This is a genomic window from Methanofollis aquaemaris, from assembly GCF_017357525.1.
Classification (GTDB): Archaea; Halobacteriota; Methanomicrobia; order Methanomicrobiales; family Methanofollaceae; genus Methanofollis; species Methanofollis aquaemaris.
This window is the reverse complement of the sequence record NZ_CP036172.1, coordinates 458764-474784: the sequence shown is the minus strand read 5'-3', so window position 1 is coordinate 474784 and position 16021 is coordinate 458764. Positions and strand designations below refer to the sequence as shown.

Here is a 16021-nt window from a genome sequence, read left to right as displayed (position 1 = left end):
ATGCGTCATGCCGGTGCAGACTCGTTCCTATTCACAGTTCATCAGACTGAGGTAATCCTATGGGCCACGAACGAGTGACTATAAGTATAAAAGAAATGTTCCTGGGGGTTCAGATCCTTTTCGTCGCCTTCGGTGCGCTTGTCATCGTCCCGCTCCTCACGGGGTTGGACCCGAATGTCGCGCTCTTCACGGCGGGTATCGGGACTCTGATCTTCCAGTTGATTACACGAATGAAAGTACCGATCTTTCTTGCCTCTTCTTTTGCGTTCATTCCGGCGATCACCTATGGTGTCGCGGCATGGGGCATACCCAGCACCCTCTGCGGCCTTGCTGCGGCAGGTCTGTTCTATGTGGTGCTGAGTGCTGTCATCAGGGTCTCCGGCGTGGGCCTCATCAACAGGCTCTTCCCGCCCGTGGTGGTCGGTCCGGTCATCTGCGCGATCGGTCTCTCCCTCGCCCCTGCCGCCGTGAACATGGCGCTCGGGATCGCCGGCGGGGTCCAGGTCGTGCCGGTCGAGACGGCGCTGCTCATCTCAGGTTTCTCGCTCCTGACGACGCTGGTGGTCTTCACCTTCACGAAGGGATGGCTCAGACTGATCCCGATCCTCTGCGGGATTGCGGCAGGCTACGCCCTCTCGGCCGCGCTCGGGATCGTCAACTACTCAGAGATCATCACCGCGGCCTGGTTTGCGATCCCGGCCTTCACCCTGCCTGAGTGGAACCTCGAAGCCATCCTCTTCATCGTCCCGGTCGCGATCGCCCCGGCCATCGAGCACTTCGGCGACATCCTGGCCATCGGGTCGGTCACCGGCAAGAACTATCTGGAAGACCCCGGCGTCCACCGCACCATGCTGGGCGACGGCATCGCCACCTTCGTCGCCTCGTTCATCGGCGGCCCGCCGAACACCACCTACTCCGAGGTGACCGGTGCGGTGGCGTTGACCAAGCAGTTCAACCCGCTCATCATGACCGCCGCGGCAGTCTTTGCGATCTGCTTTGCTTTCGTCGGCAAGATCGGCGCCGCCCTGCACAGCATCCCCATCCCGGTGATGGGCGGCGTGATGATCCTCCTCTTCGGGCTCATCGCAAGTCTCGGTATCAACCAGCTGGTCAGGAACCACGTCGACCTGACGACCCAGAAGAACGCGGTCATCGCCTCCATCGTGCTGATCACCGCGATCGGCGGGCTGTTCATCCCGTTCGGCGACTTCAAACTGGCCGGGATCGGCCTCGCGGCGATCATCGGTGTCGTCCTCAACCTGGTGATCCCCGAACCCGAGGGGGTGGCGGCGGAATGACCGTACGGCCAGTCTCCCACCCGGTCATCACGCACAAGATCAACATGCTTCGTGACGCCGGGACAAGGCCCAAGGACTTCAGGCAGATCGTGACCGAGGTCACGTCGCTGCTGACCTACGAGGCGACCCGCGACCTCGAACTCGAGAAGACCACCATCGACGGGTGGCAGGGTCGGAAGATGGAGGTCGAGATGTTCCTGGAAGAAGACCCTTCCATCGTCCCGGTCTTCCGTGCCGGTATCGGGATGCAGGAGGGGTTCCTGAGCATCATCCCGAGCGCCAAGATCAGTTACATCGGCTACTACCGCGACGAGGACACGCTCGAACCGCAACTCTACTATGCGAAACTGGCGGAGAACGTGCATCTCAGGAGGAACTATGTCCTCGACCCGATGCTCGCCACCGGCGGGACCACCTCCGCGGTCTGTTCGATGCTGAAGAAGGCGGGCGTGAAGAGCATCAAGGTGCTCTGCATTCTTGCGGCGCCCGAGGGACTTGCACGGATGAAGGCGGACCATCCCGACGTCGAGATCATCCCGGCGGTGGTCGACGACCACCTCAATGAGAAGGGCTACATCATGCCCGGTCTCGGCGATGCCGGCGACCGTCTCTTCGGGACAAAATAATCTTTTTTTCCTGGAGGTTTTTTGGGGTTTATTTGACCTTTTACTCTGGTTCTAGTGATTACCAGATTTTCGCAGTTTATTGGTTCTTCATAGGCATATCCCGCTGTGTAGAGATACTGTTGATCTGGTTTGATAGTATGGCTATGGTCATAGGCGCAGGGAATGCAACGGTAATATACCCATATGGTCGCGGCATACCCCTTACCAAAATCCTTTACCTTAATCTTTGTGGTACGGTTGTCTAATTGGGCTCCAATTTATGAATAAATGTGCAGCAAATACTATATAGCAATAAAAATAGTATGGTTACTGTGGATGCCTGAACGGTGTCCCGCAGGGGTCTGGACCAGTTGTGGAGACAGGATCCAGACTCCTATAACGTGCCCGAAGGCAGTGGGACTATTGGCTTTCATAGGTGATATCCTTTGTGATTCTGCTGCTTAATCGGGGATGTGACAATTTGGAGGAAAATAGTCTATGAAATTGAAAAAAATAGGAGTAGCCTTATTGGTGTTACTTCTTATGATGTCGGTAGTAGTGTCTTTAGCAGTTGCACAGGACATTACTTCCGGAAAAGGGATTCTCGGAGTTCAGGACAGAGAGTGCACCTCGTGCTCCATTCCAGAAACCGGTGGCTTTGTCTCGTACGAATCTGGATCTGAGGACAACTTGCTGAGGGAATTTGGTATTGGCGAACCGAAAACGTCTTTTAATGTGTCCTTACGCTCATATGATGAAGCTAAAGACCTTGTAGATGAAATCATTGAAAAATCAAAGTTTAATATCGATCCTGGGGCCGTCATAGGGCTTTACGATATGGATCAGTATCAGATCCTTCTCATCGATCGTGGAGATACTATGCTTGAAGCAATTTATGATGGAGATTCTGTAACAACATATGATGTCATTCCAGAATTGTTAGGCGAAAAAAAACTGTCTTACAGCCCAAAAAAAGTGTCGATAGAAGGAAAGAATACTGAAAATTTCTGTTTCACGACTGAAACACTTACTCGTCTTTACTCTGTTCCTATCAGATCCCCTGATTCAGATACTACAATGGCAGATCAATATACGGTAACAAAAACCCGAACTGATGAATACAAAGATGGTCTTATGGTTAGAGGCAAACTCGTAACGAAAGGAGTCTTCTACGTAGATTATGGACAAAAAGTTGCTGGAATCACTGATCAAACCACATGGAATGTTTATACTCCATGGAGTAAGTGTGAATATAGTTCGTCATCATCGGGTTCAGGTTCAACCTCGGGTCAGGTGGATGGTCATCTAAAAATTGGGATGCTCTATAACCGTGCCCAGATGGATGGATGGGTTAGTTGCAATGCATGGCTAACAACAGACGATGGTGGTTCTCAGAATGCTTGGGTGTCCGTGATCGATGATGGCTGTTCATCATAATTATTCCCCTTTTTTGTTAGATTAACGGTGAGGAGTTCGATAAAATGGAAGAAAAGAAAAAAAATACTCTGTATATTCTTGCAGCAATAGGGGTGACAATCATTGGTGTTACTACCGGCTTATGGCTGGTCTGGGGATTTGTGATTACATTGATGGTTATTGAAAGTCTTGTTAGCAGCCTTAAGTCATGGACAAAAGAAAGAGATAAACATTATTTAGAGATATTACAGAAAAACCAACTTGGTTCTGCGAATAACACTGATTTGCTGCTTTCGATCCAGACGTCTCTCGCCAGTATTGAAGAGCGGCTTAAAGCTCTTGAGAAGTAGTGGCAAACCAACTGATCTATTATAGGATGTGGGTGATCTTGAGGGATCTATCTTGAATAAACCAGAAGGAGGTGGAGTCAAAAGCATTCGTACCGGATTGTTCCTGATCCTGTTCTTGACCTACTTGATTCACTGTGCTGGCGCATCTCCTCTCACCATTGAGTATTATTCTATTGAAGGATGTTCCGACTGTGACCTTGTTAAGCCTTTGATAGAGGATATCGAGTGCGATCTGGATGAGTCTGTGTCAGTCACCTATATCGATGTCCGCACGCCAGAGGGTCTAGATCGGTGGCGACAGTATGGATTTCGTGAAGTCCCGGCAGTGGTTGTGGATGGCAATACAAAAATTCCCAAAGATGAAATCACCGAAGAGAGGATTAGGGCAGCGATTGAGCAATCATTTTCTGGAATCGAGCCTAAGGAGAACTTACCAACAATTAACTGGAACATTCCACTTGCTTACTCATTAGGTCTTTTTTCTGGCTTTTCACCATGTTTAATGGCGATATTGGGATTTATACTGGTATATGTCACTGGTTCTGGAGAGGGGCTGAGAAGTAGTGTCCTGAACTCACTGGTATTCGGCCTGGGGCTAGTTGCTACATATATTATCATGGGTTGCTGTGTCCTTCTGGTGGGAATGTCATTAAACGGTTATAGTCGATATCTCACGATCGCGGCAGGGTTGATCGTAGTACTTGTCGGAATGAATCTGATAGGAATTTTAAGATCTCCTATTGACACAGGCAACTATATTCAGTCATTTGTATGGAAGTATTCAACTACCCTACCAGGTTTATTTATATTGGGGGTGCTGTTTTCGATTGTTAAGGCCCCCTGTGCTGCACCAATGATACTCATATTGCTGAGTAAAATCCTAGTTGATGGTACAATACAGGATCTATCACTCTTGTTGGTTTTCGGAGTTGGTTTACTCACGCCGTTTATTGGGGTAGGTATGATCGGGGGATATAGTTCATCAAGAAGAGTCAAAGAACACAGAGACATTATAAAAATCATTAGTGGCATTATTTTGATCGGCTTTGGATTTTGGATGATTATGTTGATGTGAACAGAACGTTTGTACATTTAAAACATTTTTTTTGAATAAAATATAGATTTTTGCCAGATATATATCAGTACGAGGCTATTGGAGGTATTTAGTTTCCTATGCCTCTGACGGTAGGCCTTCGTACATGCGCCTCATTAAATTTGATATGGCCGGTCATCAGGCCTAGGACCGCACCGTGGGATTGAAGCCTATGAACCACGTCAAGGCGATTGATCCTATCGTTGATAATGGATACATGATCACGGGGAGATCTGGAGGTGACGGTAGCATACGAACAGAAAAATTGGCTTTGTAGAAATCCTCCTGTATAGCCCCCTCCAGATCTCATGCCTCTGCCAATCTCTGTAATTGGATCTTCTGGTTAACGCCCGCCGTAACTACTGCCCCCAGCAAAAGTACATTCAATGCAACGAATTTTGTGACCGATATGCCCGAATATCGGTGCAAATTATGAAGTGAGAACGCTCCTTTCGCCACTTTGAAGAGATCCTCGATGATCGATCGAATGGGAGGATACTCTTTCCATTTTTTCACCTTCTCCCTGAGTTCCTGGACGAGACCCCTGTATTCCTGCTGTTTTTTCCGGTATTGGTGACTGGAAAATATCGAGAGAGGACAGTTCATTTTTCTCATCATCTTCTCAGGGTCAAAGTTTTTTCTGGGAAAGATCAGCGGAACAATCTTGTATTTCGTGATTCCTAGAGCATAGTTGTTGTATGAGTAATATCCCCGGTCGAACAGCACAGTATCCCCGGTTCTGATGATCTTTCGCCGTTTCAGTTCGTCCATGATCTCGGCAAACAACCGCGCATCGCCAGGTGATTCCGGATGGACGAGAAAGGCTAGGGGTATGAGTGATGGGTAATCGATCGCAAGGGTGAGTTTGAATCCGAGATAGTATCCTTTCGTGTTGCAGTAGCCCCATTTGTAGTCTTTTTCAACCAGATCGGCTTTGCGGATCTTCTTCTTGAAGATGTTGAGGTCAAGGACGAGTGCCGAACCGTCTACGATAATGGTTCGATGCGTTCGTCTCTGTGGTTTGCAGTTGGTATGGAGAAGAGCATTGATCAACCCGATGAATTGTCTTTCATCGATCCTGCTGATGAACCGGTACACATCATCAGCGGAAGGAACCTCTTCGATATGGGCAAAGGCTCGGAGTTCTTTGCGGTTGGTGAGTTCATCAATGACATACGTGATCTCAGACGAGAAAAAGAGAGTAATCAGAAGGATTCTCTGAATCGAACCAGTATTCTGAACAGGAATAAGTCCTTGTTTTGCCATCTCCTGTCTGGAACGACGAGAAGTTGTCATCGAGAGAACCTGATCAAGGAGAAGCCATTTTGTATCTTCACGATCAACAATGAGTGGGGATTTCATTTGTTTCACCAAACATGATTTCCCCTGCGAGTACGATCAATTTTACGATTTTATCCGGTACATTTTCAAGAATAGGAATATTTGCGGATGTACTTTTGCAGGGGGAGAATATTTCAACAATGAGATGGAGCATTGGCGCATCGTAAAGGCATAAAGGGAGGGGGGATTTTGGAGGGGGCTATCCTCCTGTAGAGTGATCACTCCCAAAGCGAAAGATCGATAAAATCGTTGCTTCTTGCGTAAGTGACCAAACCAACCGCAAGGAGCAGTAATCAGTGTCAACGAACAGTTATATCAACCTTCTTGAGACTACGCTCAACGTTATCAGAAACGCCCATATTCCTCTCTATTCCTGTAAATTCTCCAGGAAAACCTATACTCAACCTCAACTGATGTCTCTCATCATCTTCCGGGAGATCATCGGAGAAGGCTACCGCGATACGGTCCAACTCGTCGATCTGATGGATAGAATCAAAGAAATTCTTCAGCTGGATCACGTTCCACACTATACGACTCTTCACAAATTTAGCCAGAGAGTACCCTCAATAATCTTCACCAAAATCCTCAAGAAAACTCTGGATCTCTTTTATTCAAGAGGAGACATAATCCCCATAACCGCGATCGATTCATCGGGGTTCACCAGTTCGTACGCAAGTCATTATTATTCCTGGAGGACGGGAAAAACGCGGAAAAACTTCCTGAAGACTTCGATTGCAGTCGATACAGCAAAGCAGATCATCATCTTCTGTAAGATCTCACAAAAACGGCTCTGTAGAATCCCTTTATCACAATCACACAAATCTCATTTTGGACAGCCTTCATGATGTTGTGGAGTATGATTTTGATCTTGATCTCCTTGACCTGTGAGTAAAATTTTCTCGCCTTCAGACTCTCTCCGAATCTTCTTTTGAGAACTGAAAAGGCTGTTTCGACCTTATTTCTCTAATGATATTTCTCTCGATCAAACCCGTCGAACATCTCTTGTCTATAGTGTCCCGAGTCTATCTTTCCCTTCCATTTTCTGACCGGGATAAGTGAATACGCTCCGATTTCTTCCCTGATCTTTTGATGGAGTGTTTCGGAGTCATATCCCCGATCCATGCAGTAACATTCTGTTCTCCTCGTTCTGGTACATTGATTCAAGAGTTTTTCTGCATGTTTTATGTCATGTACCGGTTTTTGTGGCTCTGTTGAAACCCTCAATTCCTCTTCTCCCGGCTTTGAGGGTGCCGGGAACCGAGCACTTCGCCGCCCCCCGGCGGAAGAGATCAACTGAGAATTTCCTTCTGGTGGGGCGGTTCCTCTGATCGCCTGTCTTCTCATCTCAATCGCGTCTTAAGAGGAATTCTGCGGGGCTATTTTTCTTCTGAGATCCGGCACGGCCCCACCGCGAGTATGATCCCCTTCAGGCCGCCGCCGGCCCCGCATCGCCCATCTCTTCTTCTGCTCCGACATTCTCCATCTCTTTTTCGAGCACCTCCCCGCCCTCATCGGTGAGCCGGTAGTGCACCGTCCGTCCTTCTCTCCTGGCCTCGACGAGTCCGTCTCTGATGAGCCGCTTCATATGCCAGGAGACCGTCGCCCTCGATACCTCGATCGCCTCTGCGGCATCTGACTGGGAAATCCCCGGCGCCTCCAGCAGGAGAGCGAGCAGATCCTTTTTGGTCCGGTTTTTGAGGTGCATGAGGAGGTGCTCCTCGGTTGCGTCGAGGTCGTCGGTGTATGCAAAGTAGCCGAAGGTGTTTCCCTGTATGTTTCTGTGGACAAGATTCCTCCTTTGCAGACGGAAAAGATGGTAATTCACGGTGGTGCGGCTGACATCCATTGCAGCGGCGATCTCGGGGATGGAGATGCCCGGGTTCTCCCTGATGCACGCAAAGATCTGCCGCCTGGTGGTATTCTCGGATGGACGTTGACGCGAGGCGCGACGGTAGCCGAGGAATGCAAGGGTGCTGAACGAATAGAGGAGGCCGACCGGGACGGCGAGGGCGGGGCAGTAGATGAGGGTGTAATACGTGAGCAGCCGCATCGGGGGGACGGTCCAGATCGGCACGAGTTCTTCGTCGTCGATATTGATCCCGTCGGTGGGGATCTCTGACGGTCCGGGTTCGACGACGATCTTCGCCGCCGCCGGACTCCAGACGAGGAGCAGCGTCAGGACGAGTACAAAAACGGCGGCGGTGTTTCTATGATGCATGGCTCATCTTTTGGTGATCGGATCGGCGTTCCGTGCCCTCGTATCGTGAGCGAGCGCAGCAGTGGGTGTCGCGGCGATGGGCCTGCATGGTATCGGCATACTCTGAGTATGGGACTGGAACCTTAAACTTTGTGGACAGATCGTCTAATTGTCCTCCGAATGATAGACACCCCGATCGGAGGCGATATATAATCGCAGAATTAGAGTTTGTCCGATAGATCCCGGAACCGGTGTCCCGCAGGGGCCGGACACTTCAATCTGAATCTGAAACACTCTGAGGGATATGTATGGGTCACACAACGCTTGTTGCAAAATTGTTTCATCTGCCGGTACGAACCCTCATCCATCCTACCGGGACTTTTCAGGAGATCAGGGAAGAGCGTGCAGGGACAGTCCTTGCGTACGGCCTCGTGATCGTCCTCTTCAACCTCGTCATGACCGCCCTTGCCGCGATGAGCGGACTCACCCCCGAACTCATGCTCCCGATGGTGATCACATCGCTTCTGACCGTCTGTCTCGGGGGGTTCTGGCTCCATCTCTTTGTCTACGGGCTCGGGGGCCGGAGCGGAGTCGGCGCCACCTTCAGGGTGGTCATCTTCGGGCTGACGCCGACCGCACTCCTGGGATGGATCCCCGGCGTCGGCCTCATCGGGTTCCTCTGGTCTATCGTCATCGTGTATTTCGGACTCCAGGAACTCCAGGACATTTCGAAGGCAAGGGCGGTGCTGGCGCTGGCACTGGTCTTCGGCATCCCGCTCCTCCTCCTCGCCCTCCTCGCAACGACTCCGGGCTTCATGGTCTTCTGGCCTGCGCCGGGATGGGTCACCTGGGTGTAGGCTCGCCATTTTATGGGATGCCGGATGGAGTGCCGGGATTCGATCCTGACGAAACCTTTTTTTCGGCTCTGTTAAAACCCTCGATTCCTCTTCTCCCGGCCTTGGGGGTGCCGGGAACCGAGCACTTCGCCGCCCCCCGGCCCGGCCTTCGCAGAATCGGAGAGGTCGAGGGGAGAAAGGGGTAAATATGGCATCGTCATACGCTATTGTACATTGCACGATACTGTGTGACACACACTACAATGGAGTGCACGAGATGAGTCCATGAATGTCCAGTTTAAAAAAGGAGTCCTCGACCTCTGCGTCCTCTCGCTCCTCTCCAGGAGAGCGTGCTACGGGTACGAGATCGTCCAGGAGATCTCAGAGACCGTGGAGATCTCGGAGGGTACGATCTATCCGCTCCTGCGGCGCCTGAAGAAGGAAGGGCATCTTGAGACGTACATCCGGGAATCGACCGGAGGGCCGCCCAGGAAATATTACCGCCTCACCGAGAGCGGGAGCGCCTTCGAGCATCGCCTGCGGGAGGAGTGGTTCTCCTTCGTCGGAGAGGTCAACCGATTTCTCGGGGATGAAGATGAGAGAACCTTCGAGTGATACTGAGAGATGAGATAGATGGAAAAATCCGAATTTCTTGAAAGACTGAAGTCGCGCCTGAACAGTCTTCCCGACGACGAGGTGCAAGAGATCGTCGCCGATTACGAAGAACACTTTGCCGCCGGCGTCGAGGCCGGACGGACCGAGGCGGCGATCGCCGCCGCCCTCGGAGACCCGGACGAACTCGGGAAACAACTGCTCGCCGCCTCGCATATCGAGAACGCCGAGCGGACCGGATCGTTCTCCGCCCTCTGCCGCGCCGCACTGGCGACGCTCGGCCTCGGGCTCTTCAATTTCTGTATCGCCCTGGCGCCGATCGTCGTCGTCGCCTCCATCATCTTCGCGATCTTCATGACCGGCGTTTCCCTCGTATTCGGCGGCATCGTGGCCCTCATCGTCACGGCCGTGCCCTCGATCATACCGGCCGGCATGACGGTGGTCATGCCCTTCGAGACGCCGCTTGCCAGGATTGCGACGGCCGTCGGGCTCATCGCCTCCGGCCTGCTGGTAACCGTCGGGAGCGTCTACCCGGCACGTTTCTTCGTGCGGGCGATGGCCCGGTACGTCGGGATGAACCTCTCGGTCGTCAGGAGGGCGTACGGCAATGAGATGTGATCCCGCTATGATCGAGCCCGACCCGCGGATGCGACGTCTGATCTGCTGGCTTTTTGTCGTGTTCTGCGCCGCCGTCGCAGCCGCAACACTCTTCGATTTTCTCGGGATCTGAGGGGGGGGCGTCACCCCCTCATCGCCATCTTGCAAAAGGGATCGTCAGGGGAAGCAGTCGGGACGGCGAGGTACACCTGACCCGCGCTCTCCTGCCAGACCAGCCTCCCGTCGGCGATCGTCAACGCCCTGACCGTGCCGTTCCTTATGATCCTGCTCTCCGCACCGTCGGAGATCCGGCGCACCACGATCGCAGATGATCTGTTCTGGCCCGCATACTCTCTCAATACCCATGCAGCACGGTCGCCCTCGATGGCGGCGCTCCCGAGATCGGCACCGTTCATCACAAAATCTCCCGGCCCTCTGCCCTCGCCGGAGAGCGAGGCGGCCGCCAGGTCAATGATGCCGCCGTCCGGGAGAGAGATGAGGGAGAGGAGAGAGTCTGTCGAGATTTTCTGGAGCGCCCCGGGTTTCTTGCTGAATCGTCCGTTGATGTCTTTCTTCGCCCAGAGCACGCACACTCCTGAGATCGAAAAATCGTCCGGGTTTCGACCCGGGCCCGAGAGGACGACTTCGCTCCCGTCTGTGATATTGAGAGCCACGACCGCATTCTTCTGCTCAGGGTTCATATAGATGGCCCGGTCCCCCTCGATGTTGCCGAGAACCGCGGAACCGTTGAAGGTCTTTACGCTCCAGGCCCGGCCCTCACGGATCCCATACACCCTGAGCGTCGAGGTGACGGCCGCCCCCGCGTGCTCGCGCTCCATCCAGCAGACGCGGTCGCCTGCGATCCTGACCCGCCCGTCATACCGGTGCCCCTCGTCGATCACCTGCTGCGTGCCGTTCACGAGATCGGCGAGGACCACCCGGCCGCGTCCGGTCGTGAAGTTCTCCGGTTCGTCGCCGGGAGTTCTGAGCCAGACGGCATAGTTGCCCGAGATATCGGGGGGGCCAGGGGAATACCGTTCCCTGGGTGTGATATTCTCGAAACCTTCGGTTTCCCGGTCAAGGTACTGACACTCGCCGGTCGAGAGGGAACAGAGGACGATCCCTTCGGTCGGAAGCGAGGCGCGTGCGACGAGACGGTCGCCGGAGATCGCCACCTCATCCCAGACATCCTCTTGTGGAGAGAGCCTGGTGACCTCCCAGGGGTCCGCCGCTCCGGGGGATATCAGGACGATTAAGGCGATAATGCAGGCGAATAGGTTTCTCTTTGATAAAATCGCTGTTGAAAAGTACCGCTCCGGCGATCGCATTGATTAGAAAACAATTTCATGATATTTATTCGGATCGATCGAATATTCCTGGCATCTGTAGAGCCTTGGGGGCCACCATGTTCCGCACGGTTCATCCATATCTATAAATGCACGGCCATGCACCGTCCCTCCACTGCGGACCGAACACCAGAAAACGAGGTGACGGGAGAATGGTCGAAACCGTGAGTTTCATCCAGTTCCTTGAGAGTATCGGGTATCTCGCCGTACTCGTCTTTGTGGTCTGCAGCATGCTGGCGATGGGGTTCACCCTGACTGTGCCTGAAATCCTCGAACCGCTCAGAGACCGGCGGCTGGTGGCGAGATCCCTGGCGGCAAACTTTGTGCTGGTCCCTCTCCTTGCGGTGGTGCTCCTGGTGATCTTTCCACTCACCGAAGGCCTCGCCATCGGTCTGCTCCTCATCGGGTGTGCCGCAGGTGCGCCCTTCCTGCCCAAACTCGCCGAGGTGGCGAAGGGGGACCGCGCATTCTCGGTGGGTCTGATGGTACTCCTGATGGTGGTGACCATTGCCTACCTCCCCCTCGTCCTCCCGCTGGCATTGCCTGGAATCGCTGTCAGCCCATGGGAGATCGCACGGTCACTTGTTTTCCTGATGCTCCTCCCCCTCGCTCTCGCCCTCGGCGTCAGGGCCAGGTACCAGGCGATCGCAACGGGTGTGGCGCCTGTCATGTCCCGGGCGTCAGGCCTGGCCCTGGTCGTGCTGATGATCGCTTTCTTTGTGGCCTATCTCAGCGACCTCCTCGGAGTCATCGGCAGCACCGCCGTCCTCGCCGCGGCGATCTTTCTCCTCATCTCCTGCGCCGTTGGGTATGTCCTCGGCGGGAAGATCGGTGGGATTCGGCGGGTGCTTGCCGTCGGGACGGCGCAGCGAAACCTCGCGGCGGCGACGGCGGTGGCGGCCGTCAACTTCACCGACCCCGACGTCATCGTCATGGTGCTGGTAGTCGGGCTGATCGGACTCGTGATCCTGATGGTCGTCGGCGGCGAGATGGGCAGGCGGGCCTGAGAGGCATATGCCTATATATCGTGCCGGCGCGATCCGCTTCCTGTCCGGGTTGACCGGAGGGGTAAATCATGAGTGATTTAGTGGTCGTGGCGTTCGACGACGAACAGACGGGGTTCCGGGTGAGGGACAAACTTACCCGAATGAGCAAGGAGCACCTCATCGGGCTCGAAGACCTGGTCGTCGTCGTCCGCCACCAGGACGGGAAGGCCGACATCAAACAGTCGATGAGTCTTGCCGGGGTGGGGGCGCTGAGCGGGAGTTTCTGGGGACTTCTCATCGGGATCATCTTCCTGATGCCGCTCCTTGGACTGGCGATCGGGGCCGTCACCGGGGCGCTGGCCGGGCACCTCACCGACTACGGGATCGACGACGCCTTCATCAGGGAGGTCTCGGAGACCGTAAAGCCGGGGGGTTCGGCGGTCTTCATGCTGATCAAGGAGGTCACCCCCGACAAGTTCCTCAAGGAGATGGAGGAGTTCAGGGGTACGGTGATCAAGACCTCGCTGACCGAGGAGAGCGAGGCAAAACTCCGCGAGGCCTTCGGGGAGGCGCCCGAAGAGAAGAAGAAGGTGGCAGCACCTGCGGCGTGAGCAAAACATGAGAGGAAGGGAAGGGAGAGGCGCCCTGGTGCGCCGCTCACGGGGAAGTCATCGGTATAAGATGCGCGAGAAACTCGTCTCCATCGGGGACGACTATTTCATCGAGGACGATGCGGGTGCAAGGGCCTTTTATGTGGACGGCAAGGCCCTCAGGCTCAGGGATACGCTGGTCTTTCGCACCGTGGCGGGAGAGGAACGCTACACAATCAGGGAGAAGGTGCTCAGGGTGCGGGAGACGATGGAGATCTATCGGGGCGACGAGGTCGCGGCCACGGTGAAAAAAGCGCTGGTCTCCCCGCTCCGCCATCGCTGGACGGTCGAGATCGCCGGCGGGCCCGACCTGACGGTGCAGGGCAATATCCTGGACCACGAGTACCAGATCAAAAGAGGACGCGAGCAGGTTGCGGAGGTCTCCAGGAAGTGGTTTCGCGTCAGGGACACGTACGGCGTTGAGGTGGCACCCGGAGAGGACGCCGCTCTCTTTCTCGCCGTCACGGCGGCGCTGGACCTGATGCAGTGAACGAGACGCAGAAGAGAAGGGGGAAGGAGCCGATGCGTCCGTCGCCTCCCTTCCATCTCCTCGTCAAACCGACCGGGGCGCGTTGCAACCTCTCCTGCCGGTACTGTTTCTATCTTGCAAAAGCGCGTCTCTACCCTGAGGGCCGGTTCAGGATGTCGGAGGAGGTGCTGGAGGCGTTCATCGGTCAGTATCTCCGGAGCCAGCAAGGGCCCTCGGTCACCATCGCCTGGCAGGGGGGCGAACCCGCCCTGATGGGGTTGGCCTTCTTCGAGCGTGCGATGGAACTCGTGGAGGAGTACCGCCGGCCCGGGACGAGGGTCGAGCATACGTTCCAGACCAATGGCACGCTCCTTGACGACGCGTGGTGCCGGTTCTTCAGGGCGCATGACGTCCTCGTTGGGATCAGTCTCGACGGGCCGCGGGCATATCACGACGTCTTTCGAGTGGACCGGCAGGGCCGGGGCTCCTTCGAGCGGGTGATGGCGGGCCTGCGTCTCCTGCAGCGTCATGGGGTCGAGCACAACCTCCTCGCCTGTGTCCATGCCGCAAACGCCGACCACCCCCGCGAGGTCTACCGCTTCTTCAGGGACGAGGCCGGGGCGCGGTTCATCCAGTTCATCCCGGTCGTCGAACCCGACGGGCATGGAGGCGCGGCCGAGTTTTCGGTGCGCCCGGTCCAGTGGGGACGGTTTCTCCGGGGCGTCTTTGACGAGTGGGTGCGGCGTGACGTGGGTTCGGTCTTTGTCCGCCACTTCGACGCCGCCCTTGCCGCCTGGGCAGGGTACCCGCCGGCGGCCTGCATCTTCGCCCCCACCTGCGGGACGGCCTTCGCCCTCGAACACACCGGCGACCTCTATGCCTGCGACCACTTCGTCGACCCCGACCATCGCCTCGGCTCGATCATGGAACAACCGCTCGCCGACCTGGCGGCATCGGCGCGGCAGGCCCGGTTCGGCCGCATGAAACTGGAGAACCTCCCTGCCCGTTGCCTGACGTGCCGGTGGCGGCCTGCCTGTCATGGCGAGTGCCCGAAGAACCGGGTCGTCGGGACGCCGGGGGGCGAGCCCGGCCTGAACTATCTCTGCGAGGGGTATCAGGCGTACTTCGCTCATATCGATCGGCCCATGCGCCGGATGGCGGCGCTGATCCGGGCGGGGAAGCCGGCGGCGGCGGTCATGGGGGAGACGGCTCCCCACAAAAGCGGATCCTGAGCGCCCCTCCGACCGGTACGATGAGACCTTTTTTCTCGCACCGAAAACAGACAGAAGAGATCGATCACCACACCGATGACCACACCTGCCGCGATCCTCTTCAAGACCCCGACCCCCGAGGAGACCGCACGCCCCGGCTTCATCGCCGCCGACCTTCACGTCCACACCAACCACTCAGACTCGTCCACCAGAGTGCGCGACGTCCTGCGGTCGGCCGCGAGGCAGGGGATCGGGTGTGCGATCACCGACCACAACCAGGTCGGCGGGGCCGTCGAGGCGTGCCGGGCCGGCACCGAAGTCCCGGTCATTCCGGGGATCGAGGTGAGCGCCGACGACGGCCCGCATCTCCTCCTCTACTTCCCGGCACTCTCAGACCTCACCGACTTTTATCGTCGCCACATCGAGAAGAAGAAGAGGGACGGCCCGTGCCTCGCGATAAAGATGACCGCGGCGGAGATCCTGGACGCCCGCGAGGGCTACCACTGCGTCGCCGTCGAGGCGCACCCGTGCGGCTACGCCTTCCTGAACCGAGGGATGCAGCAGGGAATCGAACGAGGATGCATCGAGGCCGAGACCTTCGATCGTCTCGACGCCCTCGAAGTGATCTGCGGCGGGATGGGCCGCACCCACAACCTCGTCGCCGCCGACCTCGCCCGGAGCCACGATCTCGGCCGGACCGGCGGGACCGACGCCCACCTTCTCCGCGAACTCGGCGGCGTCGTCACCTGTGCCAGGGCAGAGAGCGTGGAAGAGTTTCTGGATGCCATCGTGCGCCGCGAGAGCGTCGTGGTCGGGCGGGAACGCAATCTCGCCGAGAAGGCGATGATGGGGGCGGCGGTCCTGCCCCACCACCTCCCGTACGCCCTGCCGATTCTCAGGACGCGGATCAGGGAGACGTTTTTTGAGGGGATGGGGAGGTAGAGGGGATCTCCGGGAGGAGGGTGTTGCCGCCCCTCGGCTATCTTCGTCGTGGGGGGTTCCGGGGGGCAAAGC

General features: G+C 55.7%; 16 protein-coding genes and 2 pseudogenes. 14 read left to right on the top strand and 4 right to left on the bottom strand.

Translation table 11 applies throughout. The features are described from left to right. The first annotated feature begins 95 nt into the window (after positions 1 to 95). The 5 genes from RJ40_RS02205 to RJ40_RS02185 all read left to right on the top strand — a co-directional run bounded on the left by RJ40_RS02205 (position 96) and on the right by RJ40_RS02185 (position 4744). Positions 96 to 1298: a uracil-xanthine permease family protein gene (locus RJ40_RS02205; protein WP_265581720.1), complete on the top strand. Its 1203-nt coding sequence runs from the start codon at positions 96 to 98 to the stop codon at positions 1296 to 1298. Further along, complete coding sequence (gene upp, locus RJ40_RS02200; protein WP_265581719.1) at positions 1295 to 1924, top strand: uracil phosphoribosyltransferase; 630 nt, start codon at positions 1295 to 1297, stop codon at positions 1922 to 1924. Before RJ40_RS02205 ends, upp begins: the two co-directional genes overlap by 4 nt. A gap of 477 nt (positions 1925 to 2401) precedes the next feature. Continuing rightward, complete coding sequence (locus RJ40_RS02195) at positions 2402 to 3340, top strand: hypothetical protein (protein WP_265581718.1); 939 nt, start codon at positions 2402 to 2404, stop codon at positions 3338 to 3340. 44 nt (positions 3341 to 3384) lie between these two features. Then, positions 3385 to 3669, top strand: a complete 285-nt coding sequence (locus tag RJ40_RS02190) for a hypothetical protein (protein WP_265581717.1) — start codon at positions 3385 to 3387, stop codon at positions 3667 to 3669. A gap of 52 nt (positions 3670 to 3721) precedes the next feature. Further along, entirely contained in the window at positions 3722 to 4744 is a 1023-nt protein-coding gene (locus RJ40_RS02185; protein ID WP_265581716.1) for a cytochrome c biogenesis protein, read from the top strand. Between the two features lie 324 nt (positions 4745 to 5068). Here the strand turns inward: RJ40_RS02185 and RJ40_RS02180 are convergent, their stop codons facing one another. After that, the gene (locus RJ40_RS02180) at positions 5069 to 6124 is read right to left on the bottom strand and encodes a transposase (protein WP_265582593.1); all 1056 of its coding nucleotides are present in this window, start codon (positions 6122 to 6124) and stop codon (positions 5069 to 5071) included. A 275-nt stretch (positions 6125 to 6399) separates the two neighbouring features. On the opposite strand from RJ40_RS02180, the pseudogene RJ40_RS02170 reads away from it, so the two are divergent. After that, positions 6400 to 6888, top strand: a pseudogene (locus RJ40_RS02170) (IS5/IS1182 family transposase); the annotation flags it as partial. Here RJ40_RS02170 and RJ40_RS02165 read toward each other — a convergent pair. Both RJ40_RS02165 and RJ40_RS02160 read right to left on the bottom strand, forming a co-directional pair. Further along, a pseudogene (locus tag RJ40_RS02165) lies at positions 6863 to 7303 on the bottom strand (transposase); the annotation flags it as partial. The pseudogenes RJ40_RS02170 and RJ40_RS02165 sit on opposite strands and share 26 nt — an antisense overlap. 226 nt (positions 7304 to 7529) lie before the next feature. Next, positions 7530 to 8321, bottom strand: coding sequence for a winged helix-turn-helix transcriptional regulator (locus RJ40_RS02160; RefSeq protein WP_265581715.1), 792 nt, complete (start codon positions 8319 to 8321; stop codon positions 7530 to 7532). Between the two features lie 287 nt (positions 8322 to 8608). Between RJ40_RS02160 and RJ40_RS02155 the strand changes: the two genes are divergently transcribed. From RJ40_RS02155 to RJ40_RS02145, 3 genes are all read left to right on the top strand, one after another. Beyond that, on the top strand, positions 8609 to 9157 hold the full coding sequence (locus RJ40_RS02155) for a YIP1 family protein (protein ID WP_265581714.1): 549 nt from the start codon (positions 8609 to 8611) through the stop codon (positions 9155 to 9157). A gap of 264 nt (positions 9158 to 9421) precedes the next feature. Beyond that, the gene (locus RJ40_RS02150) at positions 9422 to 9751 is read left to right on the top strand and encodes a PadR family transcriptional regulator (RefSeq protein WP_220681877.1); all 330 of its coding nucleotides are present in this window, start codon (positions 9422 to 9424) and stop codon (positions 9749 to 9751) included. A gap of 18 nt (positions 9752 to 9769) precedes the next feature. Beyond that, on the top strand, positions 9770 to 10366 hold the full coding sequence (locus tag RJ40_RS02145; RefSeq protein ID WP_265581713.1) for an HAAS signaling domain-containing protein: 597 nt from the start codon (positions 9770 to 9772) through the stop codon (positions 10364 to 10366). Positions 10367 to 10488: 122 nt separating this feature from the next. Here the strand turns inward: RJ40_RS02145 and RJ40_RS02140 are convergent, their stop codons facing one another. Continuing rightward, complete coding sequence (locus tag RJ40_RS02140) at positions 10489 to 11673, bottom strand: hypothetical protein (protein WP_265581712.1); 1185 nt, start codon at positions 11671 to 11673, stop codon at positions 10489 to 10491. Between the two features lie 170 nt (positions 11674 to 11843). Between RJ40_RS02140 and RJ40_RS02135 the strand changes: the two genes are divergently transcribed. The 5 genes from RJ40_RS02135 (at position 11844) to RJ40_RS02115 (ending at position 15949) form a co-directional block, all read left to right on the top strand. Next, positions 11844 to 12698, top strand: coding sequence for a bile acid:sodium symporter family protein (locus RJ40_RS02135; protein ID WP_265581711.1), 855 nt, complete (start codon positions 11844 to 11846; stop codon positions 12696 to 12698). A 68-nt stretch (positions 12699 to 12766) separates the two neighbouring features. Next, on the top strand, positions 12767 to 13288 hold the full coding sequence (locus RJ40_RS02130) for a DUF1269 domain-containing protein (RefSeq protein ID WP_265581710.1): 522 nt from the start codon (positions 12767 to 12769) through the stop codon (positions 13286 to 13288). A 70-nt stretch (positions 13289 to 13358) separates the two neighbouring features. Beyond that, positions 13359 to 13817 (top strand): LURP-one-related/scramblase family protein, encoded by a 459-nt coding sequence (locus RJ40_RS02125; protein WP_265581709.1) that lies wholly within the window; start codon positions 13359 to 13361, stop codon positions 13815 to 13817. A gap of 32 nt (positions 13818 to 13849) precedes the next feature. Then, positions 13850 to 15028 carry an anaerobic sulfatase maturase gene (locus RJ40_RS02120; protein ID WP_265581708.1) on the top strand — a complete coding sequence of 393 codons (1179 nt, stop codon included), beginning with the start codon at positions 13850 to 13852 and terminating at the stop codon, positions 15026 to 15028. Positions 15029 to 15103: 75 nt separating this feature from the next. Continuing rightward, positions 15104 to 15949 carry a PHP domain-containing protein gene (locus RJ40_RS02115; protein WP_265581707.1) on the top strand — a complete coding sequence of 282 codons (846 nt, stop codon included), beginning with the start codon at positions 15104 to 15106 and terminating at the stop codon, positions 15947 to 15949. Positions 15950 to 16021 lie beyond the last annotated feature (72 nt).